This is a genomic window from Psychroserpens luteus (assembly GCF_015319355.1).
Lineage (GTDB): Bacteria > Bacteroidota > Bacteroidia > Flavobacteriales > Flavobacteriaceae > Psychroserpens > Psychroserpens luteus.
The window spans coordinates 104,361-119,296 of record NZ_JADILU010000002.1; the positions used below are offsets into that span (position 1 = coordinate 104,361).

Genomic DNA, 14,936 nt, shown 5'->3' on the forward strand with positions numbered 1-14,936 from the left:
CGTAGATAAATATAGTATAACAGAATACAGAATGAGATTAATGATACAATTAAAGAAATCATTTTAATAAATGTATTCATATCTCAAAAATGAAAATTACGATTCTGTAATGATCTATTTCTCAAAAACCTCTACCTCAAACAATTTATCCCAACGCTTACCAGTTACGAAAAGTGTTTTTGTTTCAGGATTGTAAGCAATACCATTTAATACATCTAATCCTGCATGTTGAGTGACTAAATTATGTAACGGAGAAAAATCGATAACACCCTCTATTGCTCCGTTTTTAGGATTGATAATTGCAACACCATTTTTTTGGTAACGATTAGCATAAATTTTTCCGTTGACGTATTCTAACTCATTCATTCCAATAATTTTTCCTTTATTGGTATAGACTTGAAGTTTAGAATCTTCAACTAAAGTTTCAGGGTTTAGTAACCAGATTTGTTCTGTACCATCGCTTTTGTAAATGTTTGTGCCATCGTTACAAATTCCCCAACCTTCTTTACTTTTTCCGTAGGTAAAACTACTTTTCTTTTCAAATGTATTGACATCATAAACAAAGCCAATATTTTCTTGCCATGTTAATTGATAGATATTGTCGTTCATAATGGTTAAACCTTCACCAAAATATTGATTATCGATTGCTTTATTTTGAAGCACTTCACCTGTTTTATAATTTACTTTTCTCAATTTAGATTCGCCATATTGACCTGTGCTTTCGTATAATTCTCCGTTATGAAATTCTAAACCTTGCGTGTAAGAAGTGATATCATGAGGATACTCATTGATGATTTTATAACCGTACACTTTTGGTGATTGGTTGTTTAATATGGTAATCTTAGTTGTGATTTCTTCGGAAGCATCGCCAATCTTTACATTCGCTATAACCGTTTGAACTCCCAAAAGCTCATCATCTAATTTAAATGATGCGTCAACAGGTTCTCCATTTAATGTGTAGCTAATAGAAGAAATTTCTACTCCCTTAGGGTTTTTAATAGAAAGTTTTACCGTTTTGCCAAGTGTTGCCACGTTATTTTTGGCATCTGTAGTAATGGAAAGATTTGTTTTTTGAGAATTAGAATTTCCGCAGGAAATAATAGTAACACTTAAAAGTGTGATTATGAAAGCTTTAATTGAATGCATTTTTGTTGAGATTTAGGTGCAAGTTATTTAATAAAATTCAGTTTAAAAAATCAAATAAAATTAGGTTTAAAAATATTGTAAAAGAATTAAAAGATTGTATCTTTGCTGCTGGCAAGTCCTACACAACTAGCTCCTGTTGAATCCTCCAGGTCGGGAACGAAGCAAAGGTAAATGGTCGTAGCAGTGTGATGTAGGTAGCTTGCCTTTTTTTATGACCTAATTTGAAGTCTTTTCTTAAGACAGATAACGATAAATAGAAGAGATTTGTTAGATGAAACTAGCAAATCTTTTTTCATTTTTACCATACTTGTAAATTTCATTAGTAATTTTACTAATAATTATATGTTTACTAAAGGCAGAAGCTAATAGCTAAAAACCATTTTTATGTCAAAAGTTGTTTTAATCACAGGAGGATCTTCAGGAATTGGAAAATCAATTGGAGAGTTTTTATCTCATAAAGGATTTACGGTTTATGGAACAAGTAGATCACCTGAACGTTACCCAGATTCTAAAATTAAATTGGTTGCTTTGGATGTGGCAGATGTGCTTTCCGTAGAAAAAGCAATTGAGACTGTTGCTCATGAAGCTGGACGAATAGATGTTGTTATTAATAACGCAGGTGCAGGAATTACTGGTCCTATAGAAGATATTCCAAACGAAGAAATCAAACGTAATTTTGAAACAAATCTTTTTGGACCAATCAATGTCATCAAAGCGGTTTTGCCTCAAATGCGTAAACAAAACTCCGGACTAATCATTAACATCACATCAATTGCTGGATATATGGGATTGCCATATCGCGGAATTTACAGCGCAAGCAAAGGTGCATTGGAGTTGATTACTGAAGCCTTTAGAATGGAAATTAAAGATTTTAATATCCATATGACTAATGTAGCTCCTGGAGATTTTGCTACTAATATTGCAGCTGGTCGCTATCATGCTCCAGTGGTTAAAGGATCGCCTTATGAAGCAACTTATGGCAAAGTTTTAAAAGCTATTGACGAAGATGTAGATAGTGGTGATGATCCTATTATGGTTTCTAACATGATTTATAAGATCATCAATACGCCAAATCCCAGAATACATTATAAGGTTGGTGCATTTATGCAAAAGTTTTCTATTGTTCTCAAACGAGTTTTACCTGATAAGGTTTATGAAAAAATGTTGTTGAATCATTATAAGTTGTGAAAGCTTAGTTTTTCTCTTGTTAATATCATTTAATAATATGTTTTCTAGAAAGCATGATAAAAATCGTAAATTCGTGCTCATAAATTTAATCACAACTATAATATAAGTACATATGAAATTTTTTATTGATACAGCCAACCTTGACCAAATTAAAGAAGCTCAAGATCTTGGTGTTTTAGATGGAGTAACTACCAATCCATCATTAATGGCAAAAGAAGGAATTACAGGTCATGATAATATTATGAAACATTATGTCAACATCTGTAATATTGTAGATGGTGATGTATCTGCAGAAGTTATTGCTACAGATTATGAAGGCATGGTAAGAGAAGGTGAAGCTCTTGCAGATTTACATGAGCAAATCGTGGTTAAATTACCAATGATTAAAGATGGTATTAAAGCATGTAAATACTTTAGTGATAAAGGTGTTAGAACAAACTTAACTTTAGTATTCTCTGCTGGACAAGCATTATTGGCTGCTAAAGCTGGAGCAACGTATGTGTCTCCATTTATTGGTCGTTTAGATGATATTTCTACAGATGGTTTAAACCTCATTGCAGAAATTAGATTGATCTACGATAATTACGGTTTTGAAACTGAAATTCTTGCAGCATCAGTTCGTCACACTATGCACGTTATTGATTGTGCTAAACTTGGTGCAGATGTGATGACAGGTCCTTTAAGTTCTATCGTTGGATTATTAAAACACCCATTAACAGATATAGGATTAGAGAAATTTCTAGCAGATTATAAAAAAGGAAACTAAATAAAATTTAGATTCTCTTAAAAACAAAAAAAACTCTTGAATTGACTTTCAAGAGTTTTTTTGTTTTTACACTATAGTCTTACAAGCTATTCCATAACCAAAGTTGTTTCAATAAGCTTTTCAATATCAGTACTAAATAAATCGGTATTTGCTTCAATGATTAATCCTTTATCATCCACGATTAGCACTTTTTGAGAGTTCGCAATAGCAAACTTTTGTATCGCTTCATTGGGATTTTTAAACATGTATTCATTTTCGGTAGGGTACTTTAATAAATTCAATGTCTTTTTCCATGAAGTTGTATTCATATCATTGATATTGATAGCAATAAAATTCATATTTGGATATTTAGCTTTTAAACTTTTCATCATATAATGATTGTTTCTATAACTAAATTTAAAATTTGACGACCAGCAGTAAATTACGGTTGGAGCCTTAATAACATCATGAAGATCTATTACATTACTATTAAAATCTACAATATCTATATTAGGTACTTTATTCCCTTTATATAAACTTAACGTGGAGTTTGCTAAGTTTTTTATGTAAGTTTTATCATCATCATTAGTGCTCTTCTCTAAATAAGAATCTACCATGCTTTGAGATTGCTCAGCACTAGCACTGTTGTAAACAAATACTTTAGTTGCATGCATGAGCACATAATTCTTTATTGTTTTGTTATCAATAACACTATCAATTAACCTTAACTTTTCCAGATTGTAATCTAGCGCTTGTCTATTAAACTTATGATGATTACCATCTTGATAGTACTCTTTTAAAGCAGTATTATGAAAATACCAATCCATGAATTTATTATAAGAATAAACACCACTTAGAGAAACATCATTAAAATCAACATCTTTTCTATAATCGTAAAACCCTTCAGGAAGATCCTTATAATGTATTAATTTATTATTTCCGAAGTAACCAAAAGGATATTTTTCCTTGTAAGTATAATAGCTGTAATTGATGCTAGCCTCAGCAATTTTTTTAAATAAAGGAGAGGTTTCTTGTTCAAGTGCAAAACGCTCTAAATAATCTAAACGCTGTTGCTTTGCTGTATAAATACTTTTTTCAAAAATTTCGGGCTCTAAATGTTGAAGTTTGTAGAATTGCTTACTCACCACTTCATCATTTAAAAAAGCTTTAATAAAGTAATTGTTTTTTTTAGAACCAATTCCAGTGTAGACTAAAGACTCATCAAAATCATTAGTGTTTAATCTAATCAAAATACTATCCTTAGGCTCAATGAGTAGCGTTTGGTATTCTCCACCATGCGTAAAATGATATAAACCAGCTTTTAAATTGTCAAATTTGTAGATGAATCTGTTTTGGGCATCCAGTGGGATTGTATCACGCTCACTTTCTTTGCTATATATGGTAATGTAATTATTTTTAGGATTAACAATTTCGCCTCCAAAATAAGCGATATCTGCAGTGTTAGTTTTAGAATCGCAACCCAAACACAGGAAACTTGTTAATATGCTAACTATAATTAATTTCATAGAAAATTTTAAACGTAAATATTATATAGATAACAAAAATAAAGGTTGCGAGGTCTAACTGTTGTTAATACGTTGTTAAATGTTGATTTTACTATGATTAGAGGATAAATAGACTTAAAAAATTAGCACGTTTAGTTTCATACAATCGTTAGAATTTTTTACTTTTGCATCCTGAAACTTGGAGCACTATTATTTCTTCGGAAATTTTAAAACACTAAAAGTTGTAACTTAAATAAATACAGTATGTTAACAGTATCAAACCTTTCGGTACAATTCGGAAAAAGAATACTTTTTGATGAAGTAAATACCACCTTTAATAATGGAAATTGTTATGGAATCATTGGAGCTAATGGCGCAGGGAAATCTACATTTCTAAATATTATTGCAGGAAAGCAAGATCCTACTTCTGGGCATGTGCATTTAGAACCAGGCAAACGTATGTCGGTTTTAGAACAAAATCATAACTTATATGATGAGCACACTGTTTTAGAAACCATCATAATGGGTAACAAACCTTTGTTTAAGTTAAAGTCTGAAATTGATGCACTCTACGCAGATTATACAGATGAAAATGCAGAGAAAATAGGAGAACTTCAAGTGCAATTTGAAGAAATGAACGGTTGGAATGCAGATAGTGATGCTGCTGCAATGCTTTCAAATCTTGGTATCAAAGAAGAATTTCATTACACTTTAATGAAAGATCTAGATGGTAAGCAAAAAGTACGTGTGTTATTAGCTCAGGCGCTTTTTGGAAATCCAGATTTATTAATCATGGATGAGCCTACTAATGATTTAGATTATGAAACCATCTCATGGTTAGAAAATTTCTTAGCCAATTATGAAAATTGCGTTATTGTGGTATCTCACGATAGACACTTTTTAGATTCGGTTTGTACACATATATCAGATATTGATTTTAGTAAAATCAACCATTTTTCTGGTAACTATACGTTTTGGTATGAGTCTTCACAATTAGCAGCAAGACAGCATGCTCAACAAAACAAAAAAGCCGAAGACAAGAAAAAAGAATTAGAAGAATTTATTAGACGTTTCTCTGCCAATGTTGCAAAATCAAAGCAAGCAACAAGTAGAAAGAAAATGATCGAAAAATTAAATATTGGAGACATTAGACGATCTAGTCGTCGTTATCCAGCAATTATTTTTGAACGTGATCGCGAAGCAGGAGATCAAATTTTAAATATTGAAGGATTAGCATCTTCTTTAGAAGGTGATGTATTGTTCAGTAATATAGATATCAACCTTAATAAAGGAGAAAAAGTCGTTGTGTTCTCTAAAGATTCTAGAGCTACAACAGCGTTCTACCAAATTATAAATGGTAAGCAAAAACAAGATGCAGGTGAGTTTTCTTGGGGAGTTACAACAACTCAATCTTATTTACCTTTAGATAATAGTGATTATTTTGATAATGACCTTACTCTAGTAGACTGGTTGCGCCAATGGGCAACAACCGAAGAAGAAAGAGAAGAAGTTTTTATTAGAGGTTTCTTAGGAAAAATGATTTTTAGTGGAGAAGAAGCTTTAAAAACTTCAAATGTACTTTCTGGAGGAGAAAAAGTACGTTGCATGTTAAGTCGTATGATGATGGTAAGAGCAAATGTATTAATGCTTGATGAACCAACAAACCACTTAGATTTAGAAAGTATTACAGCTTTTAATAATTCTCTTAAAAATTTCAAAGGCACAGTATTATTTACAACTCATGATCATGAATTTGCGCAAACAGTTGCAAACAGAGTTATCGAGTTAACACCAAGCGGAGTTATAGATCGTTACATGACTTTTGATGAATATATGAGTGATAAGAAGATTAAAGAAATGAGAGAAAAAATGTATGCAGTAACCGCATAAATTTAAAAGTTTATTTTTCTTTTCTTCGGAAATTTAAAAAAGCTCTAAACTCACTTAAACCTTTTGTGTTTAAGTGATTTTAGAGCTTTTGATATAAAATGAAAGTTTATTTAAACCATTTAGCATTGCTATTTAGCGAAAAATAAGATTTCAGTTTAATTGAATAATTTTCAGTAAATAATAATTTTAAACGAAATCACTAAGATTCTAACTCTTCCTTAACACTAGTGATAATTGTTTTTGCTTGAGCTAATTCCTCATTACTAACATAAAGCTCTTGGTAACCTTGTATAGAGGCTCCAAAACCTGCAAGTCTTCCAGATTCAGATTCATCCTTGACAATCGCATTTATTCCTGCGCCTTTAAGTCGATCTAAAGCTAATTGAACAATAATAAAACTTCCTGAGAATATTTTCGTATATGTGGTATCTGACATAATTAAAAGAATTTAGGTTAATAAAATATTAGTCGTATTCTAAACATTAAGTTACAAAAAATATACCATATTTCATCTATTAACTACCTAATACTAATTCAGTGATCATTAGATGATGATAGCTTTTTTCAATTCAATAATAATATATTATAATCTAAATCTATTATTGATTGAGGGGTAAATAACCTAAATTTATAGAATTAAGAATAATAAAAAAAAATATTATGGAAAATAATCCTCATGCAAGTGCTCCTCAAGGTAAAAATTTTGATATCAATGAAAGTTCTGCTAAATGCCCATTTTTAAGCGGAACAGTTAAACACACCTCAGGTGGTGGTGTAAAAAACAGAGATTGGTGGCCAAATGAATTAAAACTAAATATTTTACGTCAAAATGCTTCAAAGTCAAACCCAATGGGAGATGATTTTGATTATGCAGAGGCATTTAAAAGTTTAGACTACGATGCTTTAAAGAAAGAGCTGACTGCTTTTATGACAGACTCTCAAGATTGGTGGCCTGCAGATTATGGACATTATGGAGGATTAATGATTAGAATGGCTTGGCATAGTGCAGGTACGTATAGAGTTGGAGATGGACGTGGTGGAGCAGGAGCAGGAAACCAAAGATTTGCACCGATTAACAGTTGGCCAGATAATGGAAATTTAGATAAAGCCAGATTATTACTATGGCCTATAAAACAAAAATATGGAAACAAAATTTCTTGGGCAGATTTAATGATTCTTGCAGGAAACTGTGCTTTAGAATCTATGGGATTTCCTACGTTTGGATTTGCAGGAGGACGAGCTGATGTTTGGGAACCAGAACAAGATATATATTGGGGAAGTGAAACAGAATGGGGAGAAAATAAAGACCGTTATGAAGATGGAGATTTAGAAGATCCATTAGCAGCAGTGATGATGGGTTGGATTTATGTAAATCCAGAAGGACCAAACGGAAATCCAGATCCATTGGGTTCGGCTCACGATGTGAGAGAAACTTTTGGTAGAATGGCAATGAATGATGAAGAAACCGTTGCATTAGTTGCTGGAGGACACACCTTCGGAAAAGCGCATGGAGCAGCAGATCCTAATGAATATGTTGGTAAAGAACCACATGGAGCATCAATTGAAGAAATGAGTACAGGTTGGAAAAATTCTTATGGTACAGGTGTTTTAGATGATACCATTACAAGTGGAATTGAAGGAGCATGGACACCAAATCCTACACGTTGGGATGCAGATTATTTTGATGTCTTATTAAACTACGACTGGGAATTAACAAAAAGTCCAGCAGGAGCACACCAATGGAAGCCTACAGCAGCTTCACATGCTAAACAAGCTCCTAAAGCTGGTGACCCTAATGGTAGACAAGATTTAATGATGACGACTGCAGATATCGCTTTAAAAGTAGATCCTGCGTATTTAGAGATTTCTAAACGTTTTCATGCAGACCATAAAGCGTTTGAAGATGCTTTTGCTCGTGCTTGGTACAAATTAACGCATCGTGATTTAGGTCCAACATCTCGTTATTTAGGACCAGAAGTTCCAAAAGAAGAATTATTATGGCAAGATCCAATTCCAACAGTAAACTATACATTAAGTGATGCAGATGTGTCAACCTTAAAAAGTATGATTTCAAATTCTGGTTTATCAATTTCTCAATTGGTAACTACAGCTTGGGCTTCGGCTTCAACTTTTAGAGGGTCAGATAATAGAGGAGGGGCAAACGGTTCTCGTATTCGTTTAGAACCACAACGCAGTTGGGAAGTTAATAATCCAACCGAATTAAATAAAGTGTTAACTGTTTTAGAAGGTATTCAAAATGATTTTAATGCTGAAATATCTCTTGCAGATTTAATTGTCTTAGCAGGAAATGTAGGCGTTGAAAAAGCGCTTAAAAACGCAGGATATCATAATACAGTAGCATTTAGTCAAGGAAGAGGCGATGCAACACAAGACCAAACAGATATTGAGCAGTTTGGATATTTAGAACCTTTAGCAGATGGATTTAGAAATTACACAAAAGGGAATTTAAAAATCGCTGCGGAAGATTTATTAATAGATCGTGCTAATTTATTAACACTTTCTGTACCAGAATTAACTGTTTTAGTTGGTGGTTTACGTGTGTTAGGTGCTAATTATGATGGTTCAAACCACGGAGTATTTACAGATAACGTTGGAAGTTTAACTAACGATTTCTTTAAAAACATATTAGACTTTACATATACATGGAAAGCAACCTCTGAAGATGATAGATTCTTTGAAGGTCGTAACCGTAAAACTGGTGAATTGAAATTTACTGGAACTCGTGCAGATTTAATTTTTGGTTCTAACACAGAGCTGAGAGCTATTGCAGAAGTTTATGGAGCAAACGATGGACAAGATCGCTTTGTTAAAGACTTTGTTGCAGCATGGACTAAAGTGATGAATTTAGATCGTTTCGATTTAAAATAAGTTATAATTATAGAAGAAAAGAAGGAGTGAGTCGTTTGTACTCATTCCTTTTTTTATAACACAAAACTGAAATGAAAAATATAGAATTATTCTTTGAAGCCATACGAACAGAAGATGACCAAAAACTTAAAACGCTTTTAAGCGTTCATCCAGAATTGGTTCATACTAAAGATGTTCGTGGTTTTACACCATTAATTTTTGCAACCTATTTTGATAACGAAATCGCAACCAAAATCTTAATTGAACATAAAGCACCAATTAATGCTAAAGATGCTTCAGGAAATACAGCTTTAATAGGTGTAAGTTTTAAAGGAAACGTGGCTTTTGCCCAATATTTAATTGAAAATGGCGCCAATTTAAATGAAGTCAATACCAACGGAACAACTGCATTAATCTTTGCCACACAATACAATAAAGCTGAGATCGTGAAATTACTTATAGAACATAAAGCAGATCCAACCATTAAAGATAACGATGGTAAAACAGCTTTAGATTATGCTAAAGAGAAGTATTTTGCAGAGATTGTTGAGCTTTTGGGATAATAAAAAGTGGATTTTGTAATAAAGAGAATCTGAGTTTAAGATTAAGTGTAATTACTTACTTTAACTCAGTTTTTATTTGTTTTATACGGATGTTATCCAACGTTTTTATTTTTCTCCAATCCAAACATTGCCTAGTTCAAAAGCAAAAGATTCGGTTCCATTTTTCAAATTTTTTCTAGTATTGTTTTTCTTTAATCTATCGTTAAACTATTTTATACCAAACTTCTCCTCGTTTATATTTTTCGTTTCCGAGTTTAAGCCCAAATAATCCGATGAATTCACTATCCAATCTATTTTCAATTGCGAATGTGTAGTTTTTTATTTTGCTCAACTTATTTTCCGCAATCCAAGGTTCAATTATATTTTTCGTTTCCTCAATATTTTTTGGAATACCAAGAGCATTAAATTCATATGTTTTAGGTAAAGAATGTAATTTATGAATCGAATTTAAATCTGACAATTCAATTAATCTCAATTTTATTCTTTCTGTTGATATTTCGATTTCGGTCATTTTTTTAATTAAGCACAACTAGTTGTTATTTCGCAATATTTTTTGATTTTTTTTCTAAAATTAAAATTTTTTGATTTAAATTTTGTGGATTTCGCTTTTCTGAAATGAGTGAGGACTTTTAGCTTACAGATGCATATATTTGCGCTAACAATTATAAAATAAATATGAAAAAACCAACTATCGGATTTATCGGACTTGGCCTTATGGGCGGAAACATGGTTGAAAATCTGCAAAAAAGAGGATTTGAACTTACAGTAATGGATCTTAATAAAGATGAAGTTGCAAAAGTTATCGCTCGCGGTAATGCGACTGAAGCTTCTACTCCAAAAGAATTAGCTGAAAAGAGCGATATTGTAATGTTCTGTCTTACTACTTCTGCTGTTGTTGAAAAGATCGTTTACGGTGAAGAAGGTATCCTGGCTGGTATTAAAGAAGGTAGTGTTTTGATCGATTTTGGTACATCGATTCCTGCATCTACTATCAAGATCGGTAAAGACTTAGCTGAAAAGGGAGCGGGAATGATTGATGCTCCACTTGGACGCACACCTGCTCATGCAAAAGACGGACTGCTTAACATTATGGCAGCTGGAAATAAAGATACTTTTGACAAGGTGAAACCAGTTCTTGACGAACAAGGTGAAAACATATTTTATCTAGGTGCTCTTGGTGCTGGTCATACGACTAAGCTTATCAATAATTTTATGGGTATGACAACTGTTGTTGCTATGTCTCAAGCTTTCGCAGCAGCGGAACTTGCAGGTGTAGATAAGCAGCAACTGTTTGATATCATGTCTTCAGGACCATCGAATTCACCATTCATGAAATTCTGTAAACACTACGCTGTAGATCATGTAAGTGATTTAGGTTTCTCTATTGCTAATGCTAATAAAGATCTAGGTTATTTTGTACAGATGATGAATGATCTTGGTACAGTTTCTCAGATTGCTGAAGCTACTTCTGCAAATCTTCAGGAAGCTTTAGGTGCTGATATGGGTAATAAAAATGTACCTGAAATCTACGATTATTTCATGAAGCTAGAGAAATAGTAGATCTGCTAATTTGTTTTAATACTGAAAAAGTCCAGTATAGCTGAAGTTTTTAGGTCATAAAATAAAGACAGCAAATTTTTTAAATGTTACTTTCAAATAAAACAAAAACCACTTTGCTTTCGCAAAGTGGTTTTTTATTACTAATTTTTATTGGTCTACTTTCTACTTATCAATAGATCCTAAAACACGTTTCATAAAGTTGTTTACTGCATCTTTTTTAGTTGCACCTTCTTTAATCATTTTATTAACTTCAATTGCACCATACATGTTAGAGATTAATTCTCCAATAACATCTAGTTCTTCATCTTTTAGAGAAGGAACTTCGGTTAAAGCTTCTAAAGTTTCAATGGTTTCAACGATGTAGTCTTCATCATTGTCTTCAATAAATTGCGTTAGGTGTTTTATTACTGGTAATTTCATCTCATCATCCATCTTCCCAAAGGGAAAATTATTTTTAATTAATATTTTCTAGCCTTATAGAATGCAGCCGAAAGGTTTAAAGTTTCGGCTGCGATCTATTTGGTATTTCTAGTTTATAAGACCTCGTTTACTAAATCTTTTAAAACATCAAACTTGTTAGTTTGTACTTGATCAACAAAATCGCCATTTTTAAAAGTTGCAAAGGTTGGTAAATTATCAACTGTTGCTAATTTTCTAGATTCTGGAAATTTCTCTGCATCAGCCATAATAAACGTGATGTTTTCATTTTCCGAAGCTAACTTTTTAAACTTTGGTTTCATGATTCTACAGTTTCCACACCAAGTGGCAGAATACTGTACAACCACGGTTTCATTCTCTGAAATTAATTCAGATAAATTATCTTGTTCTAATTCCTTAACCATGATCAACTTAGTTTAAATGTGCTTTCAAGTATTCAGCAGTACCTTTAGCATTAGCTTGCATTGCATCTTTTCCTTCTTCCCAGTTTGCAGGACAAACTTCTCCTTTTTCTTGTACGTGAGTTAAAGCATCAATGATTCTTAAATATTCGTTGACGTTTCTTCCTAAAGGCATATTGTTAATGCTTTCGTGTTGGATTGTTCCTTCTTCATCAATGATGTACGTAGCTCTGTAAGTTACATTATCACCTTCTACTGTGTATAATCCAGTTTCTTCGTTAAAAGTTCCTTCGGAAATATCTAAAATATCAAGTGCAGATGCTAAGTTTCTATTTGAGTCTGCTAATATTGGGTAAGTTACACCTTCAATTCCTCCGTTATCTTTTGCAGTACTTAACCATGCAAAATGAACTTCGGCAGTATCACAAGATGCTCCAATAACAATTGTGTTTCTTTTTTCAAATTCTGCTTGAGCAGCTTGAAACGCGTGTAATTCTGTTGGGCAAACAAAAGTGAAATCTTTTGGGTACCAAAATAATACTACTTTTTTATTGTTGTTTTTTGCTTCTTCAAGAACGTTGAGTTTGAAAGTGTCACCCATATCGTTCATTGCATTGACGTTTAAATCTGGAAATTTTTTACCTACTAAAGCCATATCTATATTTTTTAATTGTTGTTATAATTTTATACAAAATTAAAGAATAGAATAGGTAATCAAAATAGGAATTAATTATAAGAAACTATGAAATGATAGTATGAAAGAATGGCTTTAAGAAAGTACGTCAAAATGTGCTAATTTGGCAACAAACAAGTGTTCAAATTGTCAACTATGCAAATATCATCTAATAATGATGCATATCTATTTTTGCTTCTTTTTCAATTCTCGTATTTTTATTGAAAAAGCTGCAAAAACCAAAGTGGTAAAAGGACTTAGCCAATTAAAAATAGCGTAGGCAAAATACTCACCAACACCAACACCTAAAACACCAGATTGGTAAGCTCCACAAGTGTTCCAAGGAATTAATACAGATGTCACAGTACCAGAATCTTCTAGAGTTCTAGATAAGTTTTCTGGAGCAAGACCTTTATCTTTATAAGCTTGTTTAAACATCTTTCCTGGAATAACTATAGCGAGATATTGATCTGATGCAATAATATTTAACCCTAAACAACTTGCAACAGTAGCAGCAAAGAGACCAAAGACTGAAGTTGCAATAGAAAGTAATGCGTTTGTAATTCTTGATAATGCTCCAATCCCATCCATAATACCTCCAAAAACCATAGCGCAAATGATGAGGTATATCGTCCATAGCATTCCGTTCATTCCACCAGCACTAAATAGTTGTTTTAGTTTGTCAATCGTTAGAAGTCTACTTAAACTCTCAGTTTTTAAGTTTAATGTGTTTTTATCATAATTTGCATTAGCAAAAACTTGTGCTAATTCATCGTTAGAGAAATTTTTATCAATACCACCATCAGTAAACAAAGTCGCAAGATTCTTATTGTCATTTATTGCTTCAATATCTTGTGTGTTGAGATTGGCAACATAAGCAGAGTCATCTATAGGAATGTTTGTATCTGTGAGTACTGCATTCACAATAGTTTTAGTTTTTGATCCTGTAACATCTTCTATAACATCTGGTTGAAAAACGAGAGCAAAAACAATTGCTAAAATGACTCCGGTTCCTAAAGCGATTAACGGTTTTGTTTTTAAAAGAATTAATGCAACAACAGCAACAGGTACCAAAAATAACCAAGGAGTGATATTAAACGTCGTATCAATAGTTTCTAAAATTTGAGAGATATCTGCATTTCCTGTAGTATCTATTGAGGCACTTATAATTCCGAAGAAAATCAACGTCACAATAATGGTTGGTACAGTTGTATAGGTCATGTATTTTATATGTGTAAACAAATCTGTTCCAGCCATAGCAGGAGCAAGGTTTGTTGTATCACTTAAAGGCGACATTTTATCTCCAAAATAAGCTCCGGAAATCACTGCTCCAGCAATCATTCCAGGATTAATACCTAAAGCTGTACCAATACCAACCAAAGCAATACCAACTGTTGCTGAGGTCGTCCAAGAACTACCTGTAGCAATAGAAATCACTGCAGCAATAATCACAGAGGCTGGTAAAAATATCTCTGGACTTAACACTTGCAAACCATAATAAACCATGGCAGGAATCACACCACTAATGAGCCAAGTACCAGCAAGAGCACCAACTAAGAGCAATATCATGATAGGTACAAAAATACTTTTTAGGTTTTCCCAAACCTCTTTTAGCATTAGATCTATCGAGACTTTGTTAAAGAAGCCAACAATAGCAGCTACTATACCTCCAAGCAATAAAATAATTTGATTAGTATAACCTCCAAACCATTCTTGACCATCAACAAAAAAGATATTATAAGCTAACATTCCCATTAAAATGATAACAGGAATTAAGGCTTCAAAAAAATTAAGTTCCTTATTATCAACGATATTTTGATCTTTAGCTTTAAATTCTGAAATGTTTTTGTCGTCGCTCATTTAATAGAAGTGTCGGTTTACACTTGTAATGTTACAATAATGTTGGCTATTCTGCAAATCATAATTGTTACGCGCTTTTGTACTTCTATTCTAAAAACA

14 protein-coding genes and 1 other RNA gene are annotated in these 14,936 nt (G+C 32.5%); 7 read left to right on the forward strand and 8 right to left on the reverse strand.

Features of this window, described 5'->3' with window-relative positions; genetic code table 11:
• Nucleotides 1-114: 114 nt before the first annotated feature.
• Nucleotides 115-1,146, reverse strand: a complete 1,032-nt coding sequence (locus IM744_RS04075) for a glutaminyl-peptide cyclotransferase (protein WP_194506832.1) — start codon at nucleotides 1,144-1,146, stop codon at nucleotides 115-117.
• Between the two features lie 109 nt (nucleotides 1,147-1,255).
• On the opposite strand from IM744_RS04075, the gene ffs reads away from it, so the two are divergent.
• The 3 genes from ffs to fsa all read left to right on the forward strand — a co-directional run bounded on the left by ffs (nucleotide 1,256) and on the right by fsa (nucleotide 3,100).
• An RNA gene (gene ffs, locus IM744_RS04080) (signal recognition particle sRNA small type) lies at nucleotides 1,256-1,354 on the forward strand.
• A 176-nt stretch (nucleotides 1,355-1,530) separates the two neighbouring features.
• Nucleotides 1,531-2,334: an SDR family oxidoreductase gene (locus tag IM744_RS04085; protein ID WP_194506833.1), complete on the forward strand. Its 804-nt coding sequence runs from the start codon at nucleotides 1,531-1,533 to the stop codon at nucleotides 2,332-2,334.
• Between the two features lie 112 nt (nucleotides 2,335-2,446).
• On the forward strand, nucleotides 2,447-3,100 hold the full coding sequence (fsa, locus tag IM744_RS04090; RefSeq protein ID WP_194506834.1) for a fructose-6-phosphate aldolase: 654 nt from the start codon (nucleotides 2,447-2,449) through the stop codon (nucleotides 3,098-3,100).
• 86 nt (nucleotides 3,101-3,186) lie between these two features.
• On the opposite strand, the gene IM744_RS04095 is transcribed toward fsa, so the two are convergent.
• The gene (locus tag IM744_RS04095; RefSeq protein WP_194506835.1) at nucleotides 3,187-4,605 is read right to left on the reverse strand and encodes a TlpA family protein disulfide reductase; all 1,419 of its coding nucleotides are present in this window, start codon (nucleotides 4,603-4,605) and stop codon (nucleotides 3,187-3,189) included.
• Nucleotides 4,606-4,848: 243 nt separating this feature from the next.
• On the opposite strand from IM744_RS04095, the gene IM744_RS04100 reads away from it, so the two are divergent.
• Nucleotides 4,849-6,474 (forward strand): ABC-F family ATP-binding cassette domain-containing protein, encoded by a 1,626-nt coding sequence (locus IM744_RS04100; RefSeq protein WP_194506836.1) that lies wholly within the window; start codon nucleotides 4,849-4,851, stop codon nucleotides 6,472-6,474.
• Between the two features lie 199 nt (nucleotides 6,475-6,673).
• Here the strand turns inward: IM744_RS04100 and IM744_RS04105 are convergent, their stop codons facing one another.
• Nucleotides 6,674-6,910, reverse strand: a complete 237-nt coding sequence (locus IM744_RS04105) for a putative signal transducing protein (RefSeq protein WP_194506837.1) — start codon at nucleotides 6,908-6,910, stop codon at nucleotides 6,674-6,676.
• Between the two features lie 224 nt (nucleotides 6,911-7,134).
• Here IM744_RS04105 and katG point away from each other — a divergent pair, with 224 nt between their 5' ends.
• Together katG and IM744_RS04115 are read left to right on the forward strand one after the other, a co-directional pair.
• Nucleotides 7,135-9,363: a catalase/peroxidase HPI gene (gene katG, locus IM744_RS04110; protein WP_194506838.1), complete on the forward strand. Its 2,229-nt coding sequence runs from the start codon at nucleotides 7,135-7,137 to the stop codon at nucleotides 9,361-9,363.
• A gap of 71 nt (nucleotides 9,364-9,434) precedes the next feature.
• On the forward strand, nucleotides 9,435-9,905 hold the full coding sequence (locus IM744_RS04115) for an ankyrin repeat domain-containing protein (protein WP_194506839.1): 471 nt from the start codon (nucleotides 9,435-9,437) through the stop codon (nucleotides 9,903-9,905).
• Nucleotides 9,906-10,107: 202 nt separating this feature from the next.
• On the opposite strand, the gene IM744_RS04120 is transcribed toward IM744_RS04115, so the two are convergent.
• Nucleotides 10,108-10,416, reverse strand: a complete 309-nt coding sequence (locus tag IM744_RS04120; RefSeq protein ID WP_194506840.1) for a GNAT family N-acetyltransferase — start codon at nucleotides 10,414-10,416, stop codon at nucleotides 10,108-10,110.
• Nucleotides 10,417-10,580: 164 nt separating this feature from the next.
• Between IM744_RS04120 and IM744_RS04125 the strand changes: the two genes are divergently transcribed.
• Nucleotides 10,581-11,462, forward strand: a complete 882-nt coding sequence (locus IM744_RS04125; RefSeq protein WP_194506841.1) for an NAD(P)-dependent oxidoreductase — start codon at nucleotides 10,581-10,583, stop codon at nucleotides 11,460-11,462.
• A gap of 165 nt (nucleotides 11,463-11,627) precedes the next feature.
• On the opposite strand, the gene IM744_RS04130 is transcribed toward IM744_RS04125, so the two are convergent.
• The 4 genes from IM744_RS04130 to IM744_RS04145 form a co-directional block, all read right to left on the reverse strand.
• Nucleotides 11,628-11,885 (reverse strand): DUF6952 family protein, encoded by a 258-nt coding sequence (locus tag IM744_RS04130; protein ID WP_194506842.1) that lies wholly within the window; start codon nucleotides 11,883-11,885, stop codon nucleotides 11,628-11,630.
• Between the two features lie 113 nt (nucleotides 11,886-11,998).
• Complete coding sequence (locus IM744_RS04135; protein WP_194506843.1) at nucleotides 11,999-12,307, reverse strand: thioredoxin family protein; 309 nt, start codon at nucleotides 12,305-12,307, stop codon at nucleotides 11,999-12,001.
• A 7-nt stretch (nucleotides 12,308-12,314) separates the two neighbouring features.
• Nucleotides 12,315-12,959, reverse strand: coding sequence for a peroxiredoxin (locus IM744_RS04140; RefSeq protein WP_194506844.1), 645 nt, complete (start codon nucleotides 12,957-12,959; stop codon nucleotides 12,315-12,317).
• Nucleotides 12,960-13,163: 204 nt separating this feature from the next.
• Complete coding sequence (locus IM744_RS04145; RefSeq protein ID WP_194506845.1) at nucleotides 13,164-14,837, reverse strand: Na+/H+ antiporter NhaC family protein; 1,674 nt, start codon at nucleotides 14,835-14,837, stop codon at nucleotides 13,164-13,166.
• Nucleotides 14,838-14,936 lie beyond the last annotated feature (99 nt).